A 20,398-nucleotide genomic window follows, 5' to 3' on the forward strand; every position below is an offset into this window, starting at 1 on the left:
CGCCCGTGCGTACCTCCCCCGACACCCGACCGCTCTAGGACCACGATGTCTCCACGGACAGGTGCCCGGCGCCGTCTCGGCTCCATCCGGCTCTCGCTGTTCCTCCTCGCCCTGGTGCCCAGCGTCACCCTCGCCGGCATGTGGGGCCTGACGACGATCCAGATGTTCTCGGAAGGGCTGGAGCTGCGGTCCCAGACGCAGCTGAGCCGGTCCACCGGCGCGATGGGCACGCACGCCACGCTGGCGCTGCAGAAGGAGCGCAGGCTGACCGCCGCGTGGCTGGCCGAGCCGCAGAGTTCGCGGTCCGCCCTCGAGACCCAGCGCGAACGGACGGACGCGGCGGTCGCGCAGCTGGCCGGGCAGGCGGACGCGATCGCCGAGGCACCGGCGCGCATCTCGGACCGGCTGTACTCGGTACTCGGCTCGGTCGGCAGCCTGGAGTACTACCGGGACCAGGTGGACGACCCCAGTGACATCACCGCCGAGGAGGCGCTCGAGCAGTACACGTCGATCATCGACGACCAGATCCACGCCTTCCAGGAGCTCTCCCAGGTCGACGACGGGGACCTGACCTCCGAGGCCCAGCCGCTGATCGCCCTGGAGCACGCGGCCGAGCTGATCTCCCGGGAGGACGCGCACCTCACCCTCGCCTGGCCGTCCGGGCGCCTCGACGCCGAGGGCTGGGGCGCCTTCGCCGAACTGGTCCACACCCGCCGCTGGCTGGTCGAGGACCAGATCGAGCCCTCCCTGAGCGGCAGCACCAAGACGCAGACCGAGCGCATCCTGCAGAGCCCCGAGTGGCACGCCCTGGAAGCGGTCGAGGACCAGGTGCTCGCCACCGCCGCGGAGGGCAAAAACCGCAACGTCGACCTGCCGGACCTGCGGGACCGGTGGGACGAGGCGATGGACCGGCTCTCCCCGCAGTACTCCGCGATGATCCGCCACCAGACCGACGCGCTGCTCACCCGCAGCGCCGACGAGGCCCGCAGCCTGCTGGTGACGGCCGCCTCCCTGAGCGCCGCCGGACTGCTGGCGCTGCTGCTGTGCGTCGGCCTGTCCTGGCGCATCACCCGCTCGCTGTCCCGCCGGCTGCGCGGTCTGCGGATGGCCACCCTGGGACTGGCGGAGCAGCGGCTGCCCGACGTGGTGGCCCGGCTGGAGCGCGGCGAGAAGGTCGACGCGGAGTCGGCGGCACCCCCGCTGGACTACGGACACGACGAACTGGGCCAGGTGGCGAACGCGTTCAACACCGCGCAGCGCACCGCCGTGCACACCGCGGTCGAACTCGCCGACACCCGACGGGGCTTCCAGAAGGTCATCCTCGGCATCGCCCGGCAGAGCCAGAACCTGGTCAACCTCCAGCTCAGCAAGCTCGACGCGCTGGAACGCCGGCACACCGACCCCGAGGTCCTCAAGGGCCTGTACGAACTCGACTCCGTCGCCAGCCAGTTGCGCCGCTACGAGGAGAACCTCGTCATCGTCAGCGGGGAGCGCCCCGGGCGTTCCTGGAGCGAGCCGGTCGCGCTGATCGACATCGTGCGCAGTGCCGTCGGGGAGGTCGCCGAGTACCAGCGGGTGGAGGTGCTCACCGAGGAAGAAGTGTCGCTCGCCCCGCCGGCGGTGGCCGACGTGATCCACCTGCTGGCCGAGCTGATCGACAACGCGACCGTGTACTCGCCGGCGCCGAGCCCCGTCGGGGTGCGGGCGGCGATGGTGGCCAAGGGGCTCGCCGTCGAGATCGAGGACCGGGGCCTCGGGCTGTCCGACGACGACTACGCCTCCCTCAACGCCCAGCTGGCCAGGCCCCCGCAGTTCGACGTGGTGGCGCTCGCCGACGACCTCCGGCTCGGCATGTTCGTGATCTCGCAGCTCGCGCACCGGCACGGCATCGCCGTCACCCTGCGCCCGTCGCCGTACGGCGGGACGACGGCGATCGTGCTGATCCCGCACGAGATCGTGGTGCGCGACCAGCCGGGCGGCGACGGCGGCCGGGACGCCAGGGGCGAGGCCGCGCGTGGTACGGCGGACGACGCGCCCGGCAGGCCCGCCGCCGGCCCGCAGGCCGCCGCGCCCCGCCCGGCCACCGCCGTACGGGCCGTCCCCGCGCAGGCGGCCGACCCGGCGCCCGCCCCCCGCGCCGACGGGCTCACCCCGCTGCCCCGCCGGGTGCCGCAGACCAGTCTGGCCGCCGAACTGCGCGAGGACCCCGTGCCGGACACCGCGGAGGACCCCTGCGCCGACTTCACCGCGGAACGCGCCGCCTCCTCGCTCGCCGGCTTCCAGCGCGGCACGAGCCGGGCCCGGGACGACGACACGGGCGGCCCCGGCGGGACCGCACCGGCGCATGTGCCCGCCCCCGCCGAGCAGCCCGCTCCGCCCGCCGACCGCCCACCGTCGACCGCTCACGAAGGAACCCCGACATGACACGCCCCGCCCCCGCCACCCACACCCAGCTCGACCAGCTGCTGACCGGACTCGTGGAACGGGTCGCCGACGTGAACCAGGCCGTGGTGCTCTCCGAGGACGGGCTGGTGGTCAGCAAGTCCACCGGCTTCCTGCGGGACGACGCCGAGCGTCTCGCGGCGACCGCGTCCGGCCTGATGAGCCTCAGCAAGGGCGTCAGCATGGACTTCCGCGGCGGGCCCGTGCGGCAGGCGCTCATCGAGATGGCGCACAGCTACCTGATCCTCACCTCGGCCGGTCCCGGCGCCCACCTGGTGGTGCTGACCGGGCCGAACGCGGACGTCGGCGTGGTGGCGTACCAGATGAACATGCTGGTGAAGAAGATCGGCGAGCACCTCAGCGCGGCGCCGCGGGAGGCCGCGGGGCCCGCCGTCGACCCCGGCGTGTGAGGTGGGCGGAAGCGACTCGGCGGGGCGGCTGGTCCGGCCGTTCACCCTCACCGGTGGCCGGACCCGGCCCAGCCGCGCCGACTTCACGCTCATCACCACGGTGACGGCGGTCGATCCGCAGCCCGCGGGCGGGTCCCGGCCGCAGCCCGAGCACCTGCGGATCCTCCGGCTGTGCGCCGAGCCGGTCGCCGTCGCCGAGATCGCCGCGCGGCTCGACCTTCCGGTCAGCGTCGTCGTCATCATGCTCTGCGACCTGCTGGAGGCGGGCCGGATCACCGCCCACCCGCCGCACCCCGTCACCCGTAACACCCCGGACCTGGACCTGCTGCAGAAAGTGAGGGAGGGCCTTGGCCGGCTCTGACACCACCGCTCAGGCGTCCGCCGACCGTCCGTCACCCGACACGGTCAAGATCCTGATCGCCGGTGGCTTCGGCGTGGGCAAGACCACCATGGTCGGCTCGGTCAGCGAGATCGTCCCGCTGCGCACCGAGGAACCGCTGACCATGGCGGGGCTGGACGTCGACGACCTGGACGGCGTCGAGCAGAAACGTGCCACCACGGTCGCCATGGACTTCGGCCGGATCACCGTCTCGGACGATCTCGTGCTGTACCTCTTCGGTACGCCGGGGCAGCAGCGGTTCTGGTTCATGTGGAACGACCTGGCGCTCGGCGCGCTGGGCGCGGTGGTCCTGGTCGACGTGCGCCGGCCCAAGTCCAGCTTCGCCGCGATCGACTTCTTCGAACGCCGGGGCATACCCTTCGTGGTCGCCGCCAACGGCTTCCACGGCGAGCACCCGTACCCGGCGGAGGACATCCGGGAGGCGCTGACGCTGCCGGAGGGCGTGCCGGTGCTGCTGTGCGACGCGCGGGAGCGGGAGTCGAGCAGGGACGTGCTGATCGCGCTGATCGACCGGCTGATAGCCGAGGCGGCCCCGGCGCGGTGAACCGCCCCCGGGGTGCGGCCGGCCGGCCGCACCCCGGGGGGACGGCCGCACCCCAGGTGGAGGACGGCCGTCAGTCCAGTCCGGCCGACTTCAGCCAGGCCTTGGCCACGTCCAGCGGGTCCTTCTTCTCCAGCTGGATCTGGGCGTCGAGGTCCAGGAGCGTCTCGGTGTCCAGCTTCGCCGATACGGCGTTGAGCGCGTCGACGCCCTCCTGGGGGAGCGCGTCCTTGTGGACCAGCGGGGTCACGTTGGCGAATCCGAAGAGGTTCTCCGGGTCCTTCAGGACGACGAAGTTCTCCTTCACGATCGCCGGATCCGTGGTGAAGACGTCCGCGGCCTGGACCTCGTTGCCGGTGAGCGCCGCCTGGGTCAGCGGGCCGCCGGCGTCGAGGGCCTTGAACGACTTGAACGTCAGGCCGTAGACGGCCTCCAGGCCCTTCAGCCCTTGTTGGCGGGTCTGGAACTCGGGCGAGCCGCCTATCACCAGGTCCGGTGCGGAGTCCTTCAGGTCGGCGAGGGTGGACTCGGCGGTCAGTCCGTACTTCTTCGCGGTCGCGGCGTTGAGGCTGACCGAGTCCTTGTTCTCGGCCGGTGACGACTCCAGCAGCGTCAGCTTCTTGTCCAGCTTCGCCTTGACGGCCTCGTTCACCGCCTGGGCCGACTCCTGCCCGGCCTCGGGGTCGAGGTAGGCGAGGAGGGAGCCGTTGTACTCGGGCAGGACCGTGATGGAGCCGTTCTTCATCAGGCCGTACGTCGTCTCACGGCTGCCGATGTTGTGCTTGTAGGTGACCTTGAGGCCCTTGGCGCGCAGCGCCTCGCCGTAGATGTCGGCGAGCAGGGTGCTCTCGGCGAAGTTGTTCGAGCCGACGACGACGGTGCCCGCCTCGGCCTTCTCGCCCGCCAGGGGGTTGTCGGGGTCGTCGTCGGAGGAACAGCCCGCGAGCAGGGCCGCCGCGGCGGTGAGCGCGACCGCCGCCACGCCGGTGTGCCTCGTCCTGGACCTGCTTCTCTTCGCGGTGGGAGTCATTCATCGATCCAATCCAGCCGTTTCACGGGCAGTCAAGAACGTGAGGGTCACGGTTTGTCGTACGGGTGGGGCCGGGGGTCAGCGCCTGCGCACTCCGGGCGAGACCGCCAGCCGTCCCGCGGCCCAGAACAGGGCGAGGGTGAGGAGCGCCAGGACCGCGACGAGGGTGGCGCCGCCGACCACCTTCTCGTAGTCGCGCTGGTAGAGCCCGTCGATGATGTACCGGCCGAGACCGCCGAGACTGACGTAGGCGGCGATGGTGGCCGTGGACACGATCTGGATGGCGGCGGACCGCAGTCCGCTGAGGACCAGCGGGAGGGCCACGGGCAGTTCGACCCGGAACAGGATCCGGGACTCGTGCATGCCCATGCCCCTGGCGGCGTCCACCGGGGCGGGGTCGACGGAGCGGACCGCCTCGTAGGTGGTCACCAGGATCGGCGGGACCGCCAGGACGACCAGCGGGATCATCACGGGCAGCAGACCGAAGCCGATCAGCAGGACGGCCAGCACCAGCAGGCCGAAACTGGGCAGGGCCCGGGCGGCGTTGGCGATGAAGGCGAGCGCGTTCCCGCCGCGTCCGGTGTGGCCGGTCAGGAGGCCGACGGGCAGCCCGATGGCGGCGGCGACCGCGAGGGCCAGCAGCGAGTACTGCACGTGCTCCCGGAAGCGCTGCGGGATGCCGTCGTAGCCCTGCCAGTGGGCGCTGTCGCTGAAGAAGGCGTTGACGAAGTCGAGGACGTTCACCGGACCGCGCCCTCCGGGGTGATCTCCGCCCGCCGCGCGGCGGGTTTCGGCCGGGCCGTGCCGCCGCGCGGCATCCACGGGGTGAGCAGGGTCCGCAGCAGGACCAGCAGCGCGTCGCACACGATCGCCAGGGCGGCCATGGTGAGGACGGCGTTGACCGCGAGTTCCGGCCGGTCGTACTTCTGCGCGGCGGCGAGCAGGTTGCCGAGGGCGCCCTGGTTGCCGATCAGGGCGCCGACGCTCACCAGGGAGATGCTGGAGGCGGTGGCGACCCGCAGTCCGGCGATGACGGCGGGCGCGGCGATCGGCAACTGCACCTGCGCGTAACGCCGTACGGGGCCGAACCCCATGGCGGTGGCGGCGGCGAGCGTTTCGTCGGGCACCGAGCGCACGCCGTCGACGATCGCCGGGACCAGCACCACGAGGCTGTAGAGGGCCAGCGGGATCATCACGGTCAGTTCGGTCTGGCCGGTGTAGTCGATGAGGACGACGAAGAACGCCAGGGACGGGACGGCGTAGAGGACCGTCGTGACGCCGAGCACGGGCGGGTACAGCCAGCGGAAGCGGCCGCACAGCAGCGCGAGCGGCAGCGCGAGGAGCAGGCCGGCGGCCACCGGCAGCAACGCCTCCCTCATGTGCAGCCCGATCAGGCCGGTCCAGCTGTGCTGGAGGTCGCTGGGGATGTCGAAGAAGCCGCTCATCCGGCGACCTTCTCGTCCTCGGCCTCGGCCTCGGCGCGGCCGGCCGTGTGGGCGGCCCGGATCGCCTCGCCGATGGTCTGCTGGGAGACGACTCCGGTCACCCGTCCGTCGCCGTCGACGGCGACGGCCCAGCCGGTGGGCGAGAGCACCGCGCAGTCGAGAGCGGTCCGCAGGGAGTCGGTGCCCGGCACGAACGGCCGTCCGTACGGCAGCAGTCGGTCGGTCCGGACGCCGCCGCCGGTCAGCTCCTCGCGCGCGGCCCAGCCGAGCGGGCGGTTGTCGGCATCGGTCACGAGGAGGTGGGCCGCCCCGGTGGCGGCGACGCGTTCGGCGCTCGCGTCGACGGGGATCACGGCGTCGGTGGCCGGCCGGAGTGCGGAGGAGGGGAAGAAGGACAGCCGGCGGATGCCGCGGTCGGCGCCGAGGAAGTCCTCCACGAAGCCGTCCGCGGGGCGGGACAGCAGTTCGGCGGGCGGCGCGTACTGGGCGAGCCGGCCGCCCTCGCGCAGCACGGCGACCATGGTGCCGAGCTTGATCGCCTCGTCGATGTCGTGGGTGACGAAGACGATGGTCTTGCCCAGCTCGTCCTGGATGCGCAGGAGTTCGTCCTGGAGCCCCTTGCGCACGACGGGGTCGACGGCGGAGAACGGCTCGTCCATCAGCAGCACCGGCGGATCCGCGGCCAGCGCCCGCGCCACGCCGACGCGCTGCTGCTGGCCGCCGGAGAGCTGGTACGGGTACCTCCTGGCCAGCGAGGGGTCCAGTCCCACCCGTTCCATCAGCTCCGCCGCCCGTTCCCGGGCGCGCTGCTTGCCCCAGCCGAGCAGCCGGGGCACGGTCGCGATGTTGTCGGCGATCGTGCGGTGCTGGAAGAGTCCGGCGTTCTGGATGACGTACCCCATGGAGCGGCGCAGGGTGGTCACCGGCTGCCGCCGGCTGTCCTCGCCGTCGATCAGGATCGTGCCCTCGGTGGGTTCGACCATCCGGTTGATCATCCGGAGCGTGGTCGTCTTGCCGCATCCCGAGGGCCCGACGAGGACGGTGATCGAGCGGTCGGGGATGTCCAACGACAGCCGGTCGACCGCCACGGTGCCGTCCGGGTACCGCTTCGTGACTGAATCGATCCGTATCAAGACGCCGTTGCCCTTCGGGTGGCGGAAGTTTCTGACCGGGTTCGCGCACTCTGTCGCCGGTGAGTGTAAACGGCACCACCGACAGAACCCCGGAACCCCGCCCCCGGGCCGGACGGCCACGGGCTACGCCGCCACCTGCCCCGATCCGCCCGCGGGAAACCCCCCGGTCCGCAGTACCCGCCGGTCGGCGGTCACGGCGAACACCTCGCAGCCGGCGTTGAGGCAGAACCGGCGTGCGCCGGCGGCCCGGAGCAGTTGCGCGCCCTTCTGCACGGACCAGCCCTTCACCACGGCGCACGGGTCGAGGCGCCGGCCCGGCAGCCGGACGTCGAAGGCGCCGCCGGTGGCGATCCGGTAGCGGTCGCAGAGGTCGAGGACCTCGGTCAGGTGGGGACCGAGGTGGCCGGGGTCCAGTTCGCCGCGGTCGAGCCGGCACCCCTCGCTGTCCTCGCGGAACGGGCTGAAGCGGGCGTCCGCTTCCCGCAGCCAGGCGAAGAGTCCGTCCGCCGCGGCGGCGGGGAAGTCCTCGTCGTCGACGCGCAGGGACACCTCGATCGGGACGCGGACCCGCACCGCCCTCCTGCCGCGGGGGGCGGGTGCCGCAGTATGGGCGGGTGGAAAAAGTACGCCTCCTCGTCGTGGACGACGACCCGCCGATAGCCGACCTGGTGGCGACGGTCGCCCGGTACGAGGGCTGGGAGGCGGTCACCGCCAACTCCGGTGAGGAGGCGCTGCGCCGTGCCGCCGGGTTCCGCCCGGACATCGTGGTGCTGGACCTGATGCTGCCGGACGTCGACGGCTTCGGCGTCCTGGACGGGCTGCGGCGCTCCGGGGCGATGGTGCCGGTGGTGTTCCTGACCGCCCGGGACGGGGTCGCGGACCGGGTGGCGGGGCTGACCAGGGGCGGGGACGACTACCTGGTCAAGCCGTTCGCCGTGGAGGAGCTGATGGCGCGGCTGCGCACGGTGCTGCGGCGCAGCGCGGGGCCGGGGCACCCGCGGTCGGTGCTGCGGGTGGCGGACCTGACGATGGACGAGGACACCCGTGAGGTGCGGCGCGGGGAGCGGCTGCTGTCGCTGACACCGACCGAGTACGAGGTGCTGCGCTACCTGATGCGCCGCTCGCCGACGGTGCTGACCAAGGCGCAGATCCTGGACCACGTGTGGGAGTACGGCTTCGGTGGCCGCTCCAACGTGGTGGAGCTGGTCGTCAGCCGGCTGCGGCGCAAGCTGGACGACACCGGTGAGCCGCTGATCCGGACGGTGCGGGGCTTCGGGTACGTGATCCGGCAGGCCGCCGAGTGACCGCGTTCCCGCGGCGCCTGCGGGACACCTGCCGGGGGATGCGGCTGGGCACCCGGCTGACGCTGGGTCTCGCGGTGCTGTCGCTCGCGGTGTGCGCGGTCGTCGGCACGGCCCTGACCACGTACATGCGCGACTATCTGGAGCGGCAGCTCGGCGACCAGCTGAAGCTGATCCAGACCGTGCAGGCGAAGGACGCGGCAGCGCACGGCACGGTCAGGCGGAAGCCGTACTACGGCTGGTACACGGCGGTGTACGACGTCTCCGGCGACGCGGTCACCCTGCGCAGGCCGTCCGACGTGCCGGACGACACCCGGGCGATGGCGGACCTCGCGCGGGCGATGGCGCGCTCCGACACCGAACTGACGCGCACCGCGCGGATCGACGGGGAGGGCACCTACCGGCTGCGCGGCTGCGAGGTCGAACCGGGAGTGGTGCTGGTGAGCGCGGCGCCCGTGAAGGACGTCGAGGAGACGGTCGAGCGGCTGATCACGGTGCAGGTCGTGGTGTTCGCGCTGGCGCTGACGGCGCTGGTGGTGTCCGGGCGGCGGATGCTGCGGCGCGGTCTGGAGCCGCTGAGCGACATGGCGCACACCGCGCACGGCATCGCCTCGCACGACCTGAGCGAGTCGGCGTCCCGGCTGCCGCTGCGCGCGGACGGGCGGGACGGCGGGCGGGAGGTGGCGGAGCTGCGGAGCGCCTTCAACACGATGCTGGAGCACATCGACGACTCCCTGGCGGTGCGCGCGGAGGCGGAGGCGCGGCTGCGCCGGTTCGTCGCGGACGCCTCGCACGAACTGCGCACCCCGCTGATGTCGGTGCGCGGTTACGCGGACCTGTTCCAGTACGCCGCCGCGAACGAGCCCGCCGAACGCGAACGCCATCTGGCGCGGTTGCGGGCGGAGGCCGCCCGGATGGGGGTGCTGCTCGACGACCTGCTGCTGCTGGCCCGGCTGGACGAGGGGGAGGTGGAGGCGCCGCTGCGGCAGGCGGAGACGGATCTGGTGGAACTGGTGCGGCAGGCGGCCGACGCGTTCCGTGCGGGGCACCCGGGCCATCCGCTGACGGTGACCGCCCCGGCGGGCGCGCCGGCGCCGCGGCTGGATCCGCAGCGCATCCGGCAGGTACTGGACAACCTGCTGACCAACGCCGCCGTGCACACCCCGGCCGGCACTCCCGTGTCGGTGGGGGTCGGCGTGACCGGTGACTCCGCTCTGGTGCGGGTGACCGACGCGGGCCCCGGCGTCCCGGCGGAGGACCGGGAGCGGGTCTTCGACCGTTTCTACCGCGTCGACAAGGCCCGCAGCCGCGACCGGGGCGGCAGCGGCCTGGGCCTCGCGGTCGCCCGGTCGCTGGTGCGGGCGCACGGCGGCGACATCGAGCTGAGCGGCGAGCCGGGCGCGACGGTCTTCACCGTGCGGCTGCCGCTGGGCGACGGCACCTGACGGGCGGCCGGGCCCCGGGCGAAGGCGCCGCTCCCCTGCGGACCACCCGCCCACCGCGCCCCGCGCGGAGGGTCCCGGTCAGCCGTCCGTCGCCGGGAGGGTCACCTCGAACCGGCAGCCGCCGGTGACGTTGCGGACCGTGGTGCTGCCGCGGTGGGCCTCGACGATGCCGCGGACGATGGCGAGGCCGAGGCCCGCGCCGGCCGGCGGGGTGCGCGCGTGGCTGCCGCGCCAGCCGGTGTCGAAGACGCGGGGCAGGTCCTCCTCGGGGATGCCGCCGCAGCCGTCCGTGACGGACAGCACCACGCCCTCGGACGAGCGCCGCGCGGCGACGGCGACGGTGCCGTCGGCCGGGGTGCGGCGGATGGCGTTGACCAGCAGGTTGCCCAGGACGCGGCTCATCTCCCGCCCGTCCACCTCCACCGGCAGCGGCTCCACCCGGTCGCCGTCGAGCCGCACGCCGTGCTCCCGGGCGAGCGGGTCCGCGCCGGCGAGGGCGTCGCCGACGAGGTCGTACAGGGAGACGCGGGAGGGTGAGAGGGTGAGCGCGCCGGCGTGGATGCGGGAGAGTTCGAAGAGGTCGCCGACCATGTCGTTCATGCGCTCCACCTCGGTGCGGATCTGCCTCAGGTAACGGTCGGGCTCGGCGGCGACCCCGTCCTCCAGCGCCTCCGCCATCGCGCGCAGTCCGGCGAGCGGGGTCCGCAGATCGTGGGAGATCCAGGCGACGAGCTCCCGCCGGGAGGACTCCAGCGCCCGCTCCCGGCGCCGCGACGCGGCGAGCCTGACGCTGGTGGCCTCCAGTTCGCGGCTGAGCGCGGCGAGTTCGGCGGTGGCCGGGCGCTCGGGTGCGGCGAAGTCGCCGCCGTCGCCGAACGAGCGGGCGGCGAGCGTCAGTTCCCGGCTGCGGGCGACGACCCAGCGGCCCAGCAGCAGCGCGGTGACCGCGGAGACGACGGCCGCCATGGCGACGACCGTGGTCACCACGCGCAGGTCGTGCGCCGAGAGGAACATCGCGCGGGCCACGGCCAGCGTGCCGGCGAGCATCGCCGTCACCGCGACCCCCGCGACCACCGCGAGATGCGCGGTGAGCGACCTCCGCCGGATCAGCAGCAGCACGCACGCGCCGAGCAGGCCGGCCGCGGCGGCGCCGAGGAAGGCGAACAGCGCGATGAGGAGCGTGTCGCGCACGGTCACGCCTCCCCGGGACCGGCGGCGGTCTCGAAGCGGTAGCCGACGCCCCACACGGTCCTGATCAGCCGGGGCCGTGCCGGATCGTCCTCGACCTTGCCGCGCAGCCGCCGTACGTGGACGGTCACGGTGGACAGGTCACCGAAGTCCCAGCCCCACACCTCCCGCATCAGTTCCTCCCGCCCGAACGCCCGTCCGGGGTGCCGCAGGAAGAAGGCGAGGAGGTCGAACTCGCGTATCGTCAGCGCCAGTTCAGCGCCATGCTTGGCGGCCCGGCGGGACGCGGGGTCGACGGTGAGGCCGGCGGCCCGCAGCAGGCCGGAGGCGACCGGGGCACGGCGGGTACGGCGCAGTACGGACTCCACGCGCAGGACGAGTTCGCGCGGGCTGAAGGGCTTGGTGACGTAGTCGTCGGCACCCACCTCCAGGCCGAGGACGCGGTCGTCCTCGTCGCCGCGGGCGGTGAGCATGATGACCGGCACGGGCCCGTGGTCACGCATCCGGCGGCACACCTCCAGGCCGTCCATGCCGGGCAGCATGAGGTCGAGGACGACGAGGTCGGGCCAGTGGGCCGCCGCGCGGTCGAGCGCGCCGGGGCCGTCACCGGCCCGGTCGACGACGTATCCGGCACGGTCGAGATAGCCCGTGACGATCTCGGCGACGGTGGGATCGTCGTCCACGACGAGGACCCGGGCTCCGGCCCCGCCGTGCTGTGGTGGCTGCTCCATGCGGCCAGCCTCGCACCACGCGCGCGCGACCGGCACCGAGGGGCCGTCGGCGTCCGCATTCCGTAAGGAGCCGGGGCCGTCGTCGCCGCACGGGCGGTGCCCGTCCTGCTCCCCGGCCGCCCGGTGCCGACGGCGGTGGCGGGGAGCAGGGGGCGGATCAGCCCTCGGTGGGCTGCAGCCTCAACGAGATGCTGTTGATGCAGTAGCGCTGGTCCGTGGGCGTCGGGTAGCCCTCGCCCTCGAAGACGTGCCCGAGGTGCGAACCGCAGCGCGCGCAGCGCACCTCGGTGCGCACCATGCCGTGCGAGCGGTCCTCGATCAGCTCCACCGCCTCGGTGTCCCGCGGGTCGTAGAAGGACGGCCAGCCGCAGTGCGACTCGAACTTGGTGCCCGAGGTGAACAGCTCGGCGCCGCAGGCGCGGCAGGAGTAGACGCCCTCGGTCCTGGTGTCGGTGTACTCACCGGTGAAGGCCGGTTCCGTCCCCGCCTGGCGCAGCACCGCGTACTCGGACGGCGACAGTTCCGCGCGCCACTGCTCGTCCGGCTTCTCCACGTCGTACGGCATGAGCTTCCAGCTCCTCACTTCTGCAGACGGTCCAGGATGCGCGGGCCGAGGTCGGTGACGTCGCCCGCTCCCATGGTGAGAACGAGGTCACCGGGCTTCGCCATTCCCGCGACCACCTCGGGGACGTCCGCCGTGTCGTGGACGGCCGTCACGTCGGCGCCGGCCGCCCGGGCCGCCTCGATGATCAGCTCGCTGGTGACGCCGGGGAGCGGGTCCTCGCGGGCCGGGTAGATGTCCAGCACCACGGAGGCGTCGGCCAGGGTCAGCGCCTGGCCCATCTCCTTGCCCAGCTCGCGGGTGCGGGAGAACAGGTGCGGCTGGAAGACGACGAGGATCCGGGCGTCACCGGCCGCGGCGCGCATGGCCTCCAGGTCGGCGGTCATCTCGGTCGGGTGGTGCGCGTAGGAGTCGATGACCTGGACGCCGGCGGCCTCGCCCTTGAGCTGGAGGCGCCGCTTCACCCCGGTGTAGGCGGCGAGCGCGGGCGCCGTCTCGGCGGCCGGGATGCCGAGCGCGGCGCTCGCGGCGAGCGCGGCGACCGCGTTGTGCGCGTAGTGCCGGCCGGGGACCGACACGGTGAAGGTGAGGGGGGTGCCGTCGAACTCGACGGTCACCTCGCTCTTCAGCCCCTGCGGGACCACCGACAGCACCCGCACGTCGGCGTCGGCCGCCTCGCCGTACGTCACCGTCCGCACCGAGCCGTCCAGCCGGCGGGTCAGCTCACGGGCGCCCTCGTGGTCCGCGGAGATCACGAGTGTGCCGCCCGGCACGATCCGGCCGACGAACGTCTCGAAGGACTCGTGGATCTCCTCCATGGACGCGTAGTTGGCGTGGTGGTCCAGCTCCACGTTGAGGATGATCGCGACCTCGGGGGCGTACTTGTGGAAGCTGCGGTCCGACTCGTCGGCCTCGGCGACGAAGATCTCGCCCGCGCCGTGCAGCGCGTTGGAGCCGGGGGCGTCCAGGTCGCCGCCGATCGCGTACGACGGCTCGCGGCCCAGCTCGGTGAGGGTGACGGCCAGCATGGAGGTGGTGGTGGTCTTGCCGTGGGTGCCGGCCACCGCGATCGGCCGCAGGCCGTTCATCAGGGCGGCGAGGGCGTCGGAGCGGTGCACCACCGGGATGCCCAGCTCGGCCGCCCGGAGCAGCTCGGGGTTGTCCTCGCGGATGGCGGAGGAGACGACCACGCAGCTGGCGTCGTCGGCGAGGTGCGCGGCGGCGTGGCCGATGTGCACGGTGACGCCGAAGCCGCGCAGGGCGTCGGCGGTCGGGGAGTCCTTGGAGTCGCTGCCCGCCACCTGCGCGCCGCGCTGGGCGAGGATCTTGGCGATGCCCGACATCCCGGCGCCGCCGATGCCGATGAAGTGCGGTCGGTCCATGGCGGTAGGAAGGCCGGGTGCCATGCGTGTTCTCCCAGTGGTGCGACGAGCGGGGACGGCGGTCTTCGCGCCCTCGCGGTGGAGCCGGGAGAGCGCCGCCCCAGCCTATGCCTTGCTGTGGGAGAAGAGTTTCAGCACCGGCACGCCGACCTTGTGCCGGGCCCGGGAGGCCCAGTCGCGGTGGAAGAACTCCTCCACGTAGTGCGGGTCGGTCAGCACGATCACCTCGTCCGCGCCGGTCTCCTCCACCATGGTCCGCAGCGCGTCCAGCGGGTGGCTGTCGATGAGCCGCCCGTCCGCCGTGTCGCCGGTGGCCCGCAGTGCCTGGAGGGAGACCTCCAGGGCGCGCTCCCCCATGCTCTGGGCCTCCTCGCCCTCGGGGGTCTCGTGCTCCCGGACGGCCTCGTCGAGCTCGCCGAGCGCGACGTCGTCGATGGCTCTCAGCAGCCGGTCGGCCTGCTCTCCGCGGGGCTGCAGCAGCACGTGGAAGGAGACCGGCTCGTCACCGTGCAGGGTGGTGACGAACTCCACGTCCGCGGACGTCAGGGCCTTCTCGATCATCAGTACGCTGGTGAACACCGTGCGCCCCTTCTCCTCGGAGGGCCGGTGGGCCCTCGTCGCTCCGGGGGCCGAGCCGGGCCCCGGGGAAACCATCCTGCCCCGTGTTCGCACGGGTACTGCCGGATTCATCCTCGCCCTGCTCCGCGGCGGGCGGGCGCCCCGGTTCCGCCGATCGCCGGACCGGCGCCCACCGTCGGACGCCTTCCCGGCCCTCCCCGGTCGCCGCCGGGCGGGGACGGTCAGCTCCGCCGGTACCGCGTGAACAGGTATCCGTCTTCTTCCAACATCGAGTTCAGCGTGAAACGCCGCGGAAGTGTCACTGTCGGTCCACCGGCAATGCGCTGAGCGTCACCCGCGGTGAGCATCGGGGAGACGGTCAGGCAGAGCTCGTCCAGCACCCCGGCCGCCACCATCTGGCCCAGCAGGCGCGGCCCGCCCTCGGTCAGCAGCCGGGTGTGGCCGAGGTCCGCGAGCGCCCGCACCGCCCGCGCGGGGTCCACCGCGGCGCCCTCCCCGGCGACGACCACCCGCGCGCCGGCCCGCTCGGCGGCGGCGACGCGGTCGGGGGCGGCCCCGGCGCCGGTCAGGACCAGGGTGGGCAGCAGGGGGGAGGTGAACAGGGGCAGGGCGAAGTCCAGGTCCAGGCTCGCCGTCACCACCGCGATCACGGCCGCCGGGCCCTGTCCGGCCGCTTCCCGGGCCGCGGCGAACTCGGCCCGCGCGCGGGCCGGCCGGTAGCCCTCCTGCCGTACCGTCTCGGCGCCGACGACCACCACGTCCGCGAGGGCCCGCAGCACGCCGAAGATCCGCATGTCGGCGGGGCAGGAGATGGGCTGCGAACGGCCGTCGTGCTGGGCCGCGCCGTCGAGGGTGGACACCATGTTGGCCCGCAGCCACGGCTCGCGGCCGCCGGGCCCCGGACCGGGGTAGGCGTACGCGGCGGCCAGCTCGGCCAGGCTCCACTCCCGGCCGTCCGCCCCGCCGGGAGCTGCTGTTTCGTCGGTCACGTCGGTCACGGGGAACAGGCGTCGCATGCCGAGCAGTCTTCCACGCCCCGTAGCATGGGGGACCGTGTCGTCCTCCTCCCCCGCCTCCCGTCCCGGTCCGATGGCCGACGTGGCTCCCCTGTCCCTGTGCGCCCGTGAGCCGCACGTCCCCGCGGACCGGCTCGTCGCCGAGATGGTGCCGCCGCCGCGGTTCGACTCGGTGCGCTTCGGCACGTACATCCCGGATCCGAACCAGCCGAGCCAGACCGAGGCCGTGCGCGTCCTGGAGGGTTTCGCGGCGGGTCTCGACGGGGCCCCGGCCGGTGCGGCGGGCCGGCGCCGGCTGTTCGGTTTCGGCAGGGCGCCGAAGAAGACCCCGGCGGGCCCGCGCGGCGTCTACCTCGACGGCGGCTACGGCGTCGGCAAGACCCACCTGCTGGCCTCGCTGTGGCACGCCACCCCGGCGGAGCCCTCGCTGAAGGCGTTCGGCACCTTCGTGGAGCTGACCAACCTGGTCGGCGCCCTCGGCTTCCAGCAGACGGTGAAGACCCTCTCCGGGCACCGGCTGCTGTGCATCGACGAGTTCGAGCTGGACGACCCGGGCGACACCGTGCTCGTCTCCACGCTGCTCGGCAGGCTGGTGGAGGCCGGGGTCGCGCTCGCCGCCACCTCGAACACCCTGCCCGGCAAGCTCGGCGAGGGCCGGTTCGCGGCCGCCGACTTCCTGCGCGAGATCCAGGGCCTGTCGGCCCACTTCCGCGCCCTGCGCATCGACGGCGAGGACTACCGCCACCGCGGCCTGCCCGAGGCACCGGCGCCGTTCCCCGACGAGGTGGTGACCCGGACCGCGCACGCCACCGAGGGTGCCTCGCTGGACGCCTTCCCCGACCTGCTGGACCACCTGGCCAGGGTCCACCCCAGCCGTTACGGCGCCCTGACCGACGGTCTGCGCGCGGTGTGCCTCACCGGGGTGCGTCCGGTGCCGGACCAGTCGACCGCGCTGCGCCTGGTGGTCCTCGCGGACCGGCTCTACGACCGTGAGGTGCCCGTCCTCGCGTCGGGGCTGCCGTTCGACCGGTTGTTCAGCGAGGAGATGCTGAAGGGCGGCTACCGCAAGAAGTACTTCCGGGCGATCTCGCGGCTCACCGCGCTGGCCCGCGACGCGAAGCGGCTCGCCGACACCCCGTAGCACGGGTGTGCGGCCACCGAGCGAATCGCCGTCGCTGAACGGCGCGTTCGCGCCAACGCACCGAATTTTTCAGGCGCCCTCCGCCATGGAGCACCGAGTTGACCCTGCAAATGACGTTGCGGGGTTAACGTGTTTCTTGACCAGTCGTTGACCAAGCCTTGGTCTGCCGAAGAGGCGTGAACCGTCTCGGAGAACGGGCGTGTGCCGAGGTGGGGAGAGCGTGGCCGCACTCCGGGCCCTCGCTGTCGCCCCGCCCTCGCGTCACCGCTTCGCCCTCCCGGCAGTCCTTCGCATCCGCATATACATCCCGTGAAGCAAGGGCCACGGGTCGGTGCCGTGCCGCGTCGGGAGCGACGGGCCCGTGACCGCCCGGGACCCCCCGTTTCCTCACACGCCGGAGGGCCGCGTCAGCAGCCCTCCGGCGTGGGAGACGCGTCCCCACACGCGCCAGGAGGCAACGCCAGATGCAGCCCCTCACCGACACCCCCCGCACCTCGGGACCGTCCCCCGGTCTCCCGCCCGTCCCCGTCCCCGTCCCGCCGGCGCGCGGCGACGCGTTCGAGGCGCGGTGAGCGCGCCCGTGTCCCGCCTTCCCCACCTCAGGCAGGACTTCGCCGCCTCACTCGTCGTGTTCCTCGTCGCCCTGCCGCTGTGCGTGGGCGTCGCCGTCGCCTCCGGTGTCCCGGCCGAACTCGGCCTGGTGACCGGCATCGTGGGCGGTCTGGTCACCGGAATGCTGCCGGGCAGCAGCCTCCAGGTGTCCGGGGCCCGCCGCCGGACTCACCGTGCTGGTCTTCGAGGCGGTCGACACCTACGGACTGCCCGCGCTCGGCGTGATCGTGCTGGCCACCGGAGTGCTCCAGCTCGCGATGGGGGCCCTGCGGCTCGGACGCTGGTTCCGCGCAATGTCGCTCTCGGTGATCGAGGGCATGCTGGCCGGCATCGGCCTGGTCCTCATCGCCGGTCAGCTCTACGCGGCGGCCGGGCTGGAGGCCCCCGACACCGGCGTCGACAAGGTCCTCGGTCTGCCCGGGGCGGCCGCGGACGCGCTCGGCGGCACCGGGGCGCTCACCTCGACGGCGGTCGCCGCCGGCACCGTGGCGGTGATGGTGCTGTGGCGCCGGATGCCGGGGCCGGCCGGAGCCGTGCCGGGGGCGCTCGTCGCCGTCCTGCTGGCGACGGGCGTCACGCTCGCGTGCGGCATGCCCGTCGCGACGGTCGAGGTGCGGGGCCTGTTCGACTCCGTGCAGCCGCCCGGCACGGACGCCTTCGGGTCACTGGCGGGCATCGGGTTCCTCGGCACCGTCCTCGCCTTCGCGCTGATCGCCTCCGCCGAGAGCCTGTTCAGCGCGGCGGCCGTGGACCGGCTGCACACCGGCCCGCCCACCCGGTACAACAAGGAGCTGATCGCCCAGGGCGCGGGCAACACCGTCTGCGGGATCCTCGGCGCGCTGCCGATGACCGCGGTCATCGTGCGCAGTTCCGCCAACGTCCGGGCGGGCGCCAGGACCAAGGCGTCCCGGGTGCTGCACGGCGTGTGGCTGCTGCTGTTCGCCGCGCTGCTGCCGTCCGCGCTGGCCCTCATCCCGCTGCCCGCGCTGGCGGGCATCCTGATCCACGCGGGCTGGAAACTGATCCCGTTCCGCGGGCTCGTCGCGCTGTGGCGGGGGCACCGGGGCGAGGCGCTGGTCCTGGTGATCACCGCGGTGTCGATCGTCACGGTGAACATGTTCGAGGGCGTGCTGATCGGACTGGCCCTGTCCGTGGCCAAGACCGCCTGGGAGGCGTCGAAGTACAGGGTCGAGGTCACGGACAAGGGAGCGGGGCCCGTGCGGGTGTACCTGTCGGGCAACGCGACGTTCCTGCGCCTGCCGAAGATCCTGGACACCCTGGAGTCCCTCCCGCAGGACCGCCCGGTGGAACTGGACCTCACCGGCCTGCACCACCTCGACCACGCCTGCCGCACGGCCCTCGATCACTGGGCGGAACGCCACAGCACCCCGGACACTCCCCCGGTGAAACTCACCGACCGCGCACCGGACGAAGGCACCACCGCGCTGACCGTTCCGTAGCGGCGCGGGGGCCGCACCGGCGCGCGGCCCCCGCCGCACGTCCCGGGGGACACGTGCGACACGCGTGGTTCCCGGGACCCGCACCAGGTGGTAGACACGGCTGGGTCACAGTTCCTGTCCGCCAGCAGGAAGGTTTCCCCCCGCATGTCCGAAACCGTGCCCACCCCCTCCTCCCCCACGACGCGCCGTCAGCTCCTCGCCCGTACCGGCGCCGCGGGCATCGGCATCGCCTTCACCGGTGCCCTCTCCGAACTCTTCACCGGCACCGCCGCCGCGCGGAACCTCGGCCACGGCGGCTACGGCCCGCTCGTCCCCGACCCCGACGGCCTGCTCGACCTTCCCCGGGGCTTCCGCTACACGGTCCTCTCCCGCGAGGGCGACCCCCTGCGCTCCGGCGAGGGCCCGGTGCCCTCCAACCACGACGGCATGGCGGCGTTCGCCGGCCGTCATGGCCGTGTCCACCTGGTCCGCAACCACGAGAACCGCGCCACCGGCAGAGCCCCCGTCCCGGTGGTCCACGGCCTGACCTACGACCCGGAGGGCAAGGGCGGCTGTACGGCGCTCACCCTGGACCACCGCGGCCGCGTGCTGTCGGAACGGGTCGCGATCGCGGGTACGGCCGTCAACTGCGCGGGCGGCCCCACTCCCTGGGACACCTGGCTGACCTGCGAGGAGACCGAGGACAGGGCGGGCACCAACGGCTACACCAAGGACCACGGCTTCATCTTCGAGGTCGACGGCGCCGACCCGCGCCGCACCGGTGCCGTCCCGCTGACCGCGATGGGCCGCTTCCAGCACGAGGCGATCGCCGTGGACCCCAGGCGGGGGGTGGTCTACGAGACCGAGGACGCCTTCGAACGGCCCTTCGGCCTGTTCTACCGCTTCCTGCCGCGAAAGCCCCTGGGCGGCACCGGTTCGCTGCGCGCGGGCGGCCGGCTCCAGGCGATGCGGGTGCCGGGGGTGCCCGACCTGTCCTCGATCCAGGAGACGGGAGCCCGCTTCGACGGCATCGAGTGGGTCGACGTACCGGACCCGCTGGCCGCCGGCACCCCCATCCGTCACCAGGACTTCGGCCCGAGGGGCATCACCCACGCGCAGAAGCTCGAGGGCTGCTACTGGGGCGGCCGCTCGGTCTACTTCGTCTCGTCCTTCGCCCGCAGCGCCGAGGGGTCGGCCGGTGACCACTACGGCCAGATCTGGCGGTACGACCCGGACCGGCGCAGCCTCACCCTGGTGATCGTCTTCGGCCCGGACACGGACGTCCAGCTGCCCGGCGAGTCGCCGGACAACATCTGCCTCGCGCCCAGCGGCGGTCTGATGGTGTGCGAGGACGGCGGAGGCGCCCAGCACGTCTACGGCGTCACGCGCCGGGGCGAAGTCTACGCGATGGCGCGCAACCGCCAGAACGTGGGCACCCCCGAGGAACCGGAGTGGGGCGAGTTCGCCGGGGTGGCCTTCTCCCCGGACGGCGGCACGATGTACGTCAACTGCTACGACCCCGGCACGACGTTCGCGGTGACGGGCCCCTGGCGCGGGTAGCCGCGACCGCGCGCACGCCGGGGCGGAGGGCGGTGCGCCGC

18 protein-coding genes and 2 pseudogenes are annotated in these 20,398 nt (G+C 73.3%); 9 read left to right on the top strand and 11 right to left on the bottom strand.

Annotated elements, in window-relative coordinates; translation table 11 throughout:
• Window positions 1-45: 45 nt before the first annotated feature.
• From IE172_RS15675 to IE172_RS15690, 4 genes are read left to right on the top strand one after another with little or no spacing between them, the layout of a single operon-like run.
• Window positions 46-2,424 carry a sensor histidine kinase gene (locus IE172_RS15675; RefSeq protein WP_190097840.1) on the top strand — a complete coding sequence of 793 codons (2,379 nt, stop codon included), beginning with the start codon at window positions 46-48 and terminating at the stop codon, window positions 2,422-2,424.
• Complete coding sequence (locus tag IE172_RS15680; protein WP_190097841.1) at window positions 2,421-2,852, top strand: roadblock/LC7 domain-containing protein; 432 nt, start codon at window positions 2,421-2,423, stop codon at window positions 2,850-2,852. Before IE172_RS15675 ends, IE172_RS15680 begins: the two co-directional genes overlap by 4 nt.
• Window position 2,853: 1 nt before the next feature.
• On the top strand, window positions 2,854-3,213 hold the full coding sequence (locus tag IE172_RS15685) for a DUF742 domain-containing protein (RefSeq protein ID WP_190097842.1): 360 nt from the start codon (window positions 2,854-2,856) through the stop codon (window positions 3,211-3,213).
• Window positions 3,200-3,796, top strand: a complete 597-nt coding sequence (locus IE172_RS15690; protein ID WP_190097843.1) for a GTP-binding protein — start codon at window positions 3,200-3,202, stop codon at window positions 3,794-3,796. The genes IE172_RS15685 and IE172_RS15690 overlap by 14 nt, the downstream gene beginning before the upstream one ends.
• Window positions 3,797-3,866: 70 nt before the next feature.
• On the opposite strand, the gene IE172_RS15695 is transcribed toward IE172_RS15690, so the two are convergent.
• From IE172_RS15695 to IE172_RS15715, 5 genes and pseudogenes are all read right to left on the bottom strand, one after another.
• Window positions 3,867-4,823 (bottom strand): ABC transporter substrate-binding protein, encoded by a 957-nt coding sequence (locus tag IE172_RS15695; protein ID WP_190097844.1) that lies wholly within the window; start codon window positions 4,821-4,823, stop codon window positions 3,867-3,869.
• A gap of 78 nt (window positions 4,824-4,901) precedes the next feature.
• Window positions 4,902-5,567, bottom strand: coding sequence for an ABC transporter permease (locus IE172_RS15700; protein ID WP_190097845.1), 666 nt, complete (start codon window positions 5,565-5,567; stop codon window positions 4,902-4,904).
• Window positions 5,564-6,268: an ABC transporter permease gene (locus tag IE172_RS15705; RefSeq protein WP_190097846.1), complete on the bottom strand. Its 705-nt coding sequence runs from the start codon at window positions 6,266-6,268 to the stop codon at window positions 5,564-5,566. Before IE172_RS15705 ends, IE172_RS15700 begins: the two co-directional genes overlap by 4 nt.
• On the bottom strand, window positions 6,265-7,401 hold the full coding sequence (locus tag IE172_RS15710) for an ABC transporter ATP-binding protein (RefSeq protein WP_190097847.1): 1,137 nt from the start codon (window positions 7,399-7,401) through the stop codon (window positions 6,265-6,267). Before IE172_RS15710 ends, IE172_RS15705 begins: the two co-directional genes overlap by 4 nt.
• A gap of 174 nt (window positions 7,402-7,575) precedes the next feature.
• A pseudogene (locus tag IE172_RS15715) lies at window positions 7,576-7,974 on the bottom strand (FAD:protein FMN transferase); the annotation flags it as partial.
• A gap of 41 nt (window positions 7,975-8,015) precedes the next feature.
• Here IE172_RS15715 and IE172_RS15720 point away from each other — a divergent pair.
• Together IE172_RS15720 and IE172_RS15725 are read left to right on the top strand one after the other, a co-directional pair.
• Window positions 8,016-8,705: a response regulator transcription factor gene (locus tag IE172_RS15720; protein ID WP_190097849.1), complete on the top strand. Its 690-nt coding sequence runs from the start codon at window positions 8,016-8,018 to the stop codon at window positions 8,703-8,705.
• 38 nt (window positions 8,706-8,743) lie between these two features.
• On the top strand, window positions 8,744-10,147 hold the full coding sequence (locus tag IE172_RS15725; protein WP_190097922.1) for a sensor histidine kinase: 1,404 nt from the start codon (window positions 8,744-8,746) through the stop codon (window positions 10,145-10,147).
• A gap of 78 nt (window positions 10,148-10,225) precedes the next feature.
• Here IE172_RS15725 and IE172_RS15730 read toward each other — a convergent pair whose 3' ends face one another.
• The 6 genes from IE172_RS15730 to IE172_RS15755 all read right to left on the bottom strand — a co-directional run bounded on the left by IE172_RS15730 (window position 10,226) and on the right by IE172_RS15755 (window position 15,605).
• Window positions 10,226-11,338, bottom strand: a complete 1,113-nt coding sequence (locus IE172_RS15730) for a sensor histidine kinase (RefSeq protein ID WP_190097850.1) — start codon at window positions 11,336-11,338, stop codon at window positions 10,226-10,228.
• 2 nt (window positions 11,339-11,340) lie between these two features.
• Window positions 11,341-12,066 (bottom strand): response regulator transcription factor, encoded by a 726-nt coding sequence (locus IE172_RS15735; protein WP_190097851.1) that lies wholly within the window; start codon window positions 12,064-12,066, stop codon window positions 11,341-11,343.
• A 157-nt stretch (window positions 12,067-12,223) separates the two neighbouring features.
• Window positions 12,224-12,631, bottom strand: coding sequence for a peptide-methionine (R)-S-oxide reductase MsrB (gene msrB, locus IE172_RS15740; protein ID WP_190097852.1), 408 nt, complete (start codon window positions 12,629-12,631; stop codon window positions 12,224-12,226).
• Between the two features lie 14 nt (window positions 12,632-12,645).
• The gene (gene murC, locus IE172_RS15745; protein WP_190097853.1) at window positions 12,646-14,034 is read right to left on the bottom strand and encodes a UDP-N-acetylmuramate--L-alanine ligase; all 1,389 of its coding nucleotides are present in this window, start codon (window positions 14,032-14,034) and stop codon (window positions 12,646-12,648) included.
• Between the two features lie 81 nt (window positions 14,035-14,115).
• Complete coding sequence (locus IE172_RS15750) at window positions 14,116-14,589, bottom strand: indole-3-glycerol phosphate synthase (protein ID WP_190097854.1); 474 nt, start codon at window positions 14,587-14,589, stop codon at window positions 14,116-14,118.
• A 221-nt stretch (window positions 14,590-14,810) separates the two neighbouring features.
• A complete protein-coding gene (locus IE172_RS15755) occupies window positions 14,811-15,605 on the bottom strand; it encodes a pyrimidine reductase family protein (RefSeq protein ID WP_190097855.1) in 795 nt (264 codons plus the stop codon).
• 73 nt (window positions 15,606-15,678) lie between these two features.
• Here IE172_RS15755 and zapE point away from each other — a divergent pair, with 73 nt between their 5' ends.
• From zapE to IE172_RS15770, 3 genes and pseudogenes are all read left to right on the top strand, one after another.
• Entirely contained in the window at window positions 15,679-16,746 is a 1,068-nt protein-coding gene (zapE, locus tag IE172_RS15760) for a cell division protein ZapE (RefSeq protein ID WP_190097923.1), read from the top strand.
• Between the two features lie 580 nt (window positions 16,747-17,326).
• Window positions 17,327-18,818, top strand: a pseudogene (locus IE172_RS15765) (SulP family inorganic anion transporter).
• A gap of 144 nt (window positions 18,819-18,962) precedes the next feature.
• Entirely contained in the window at window positions 18,963-20,357 is a 1,395-nt protein-coding gene (locus IE172_RS15770; protein ID WP_190097856.1) for an alkaline phosphatase PhoX, read from the top strand.
• Window positions 20,358-20,398 lie beyond the last annotated feature (41 nt).

The organism is Streptomyces griseoflavus (assembly GCF_014649995.1).
GTDB classification, from domain to species: domain Bacteria; phylum Actinomycetota; class Actinomycetes; order Streptomycetales; family Streptomycetaceae; genus Streptomyces; species Streptomyces griseoflavus.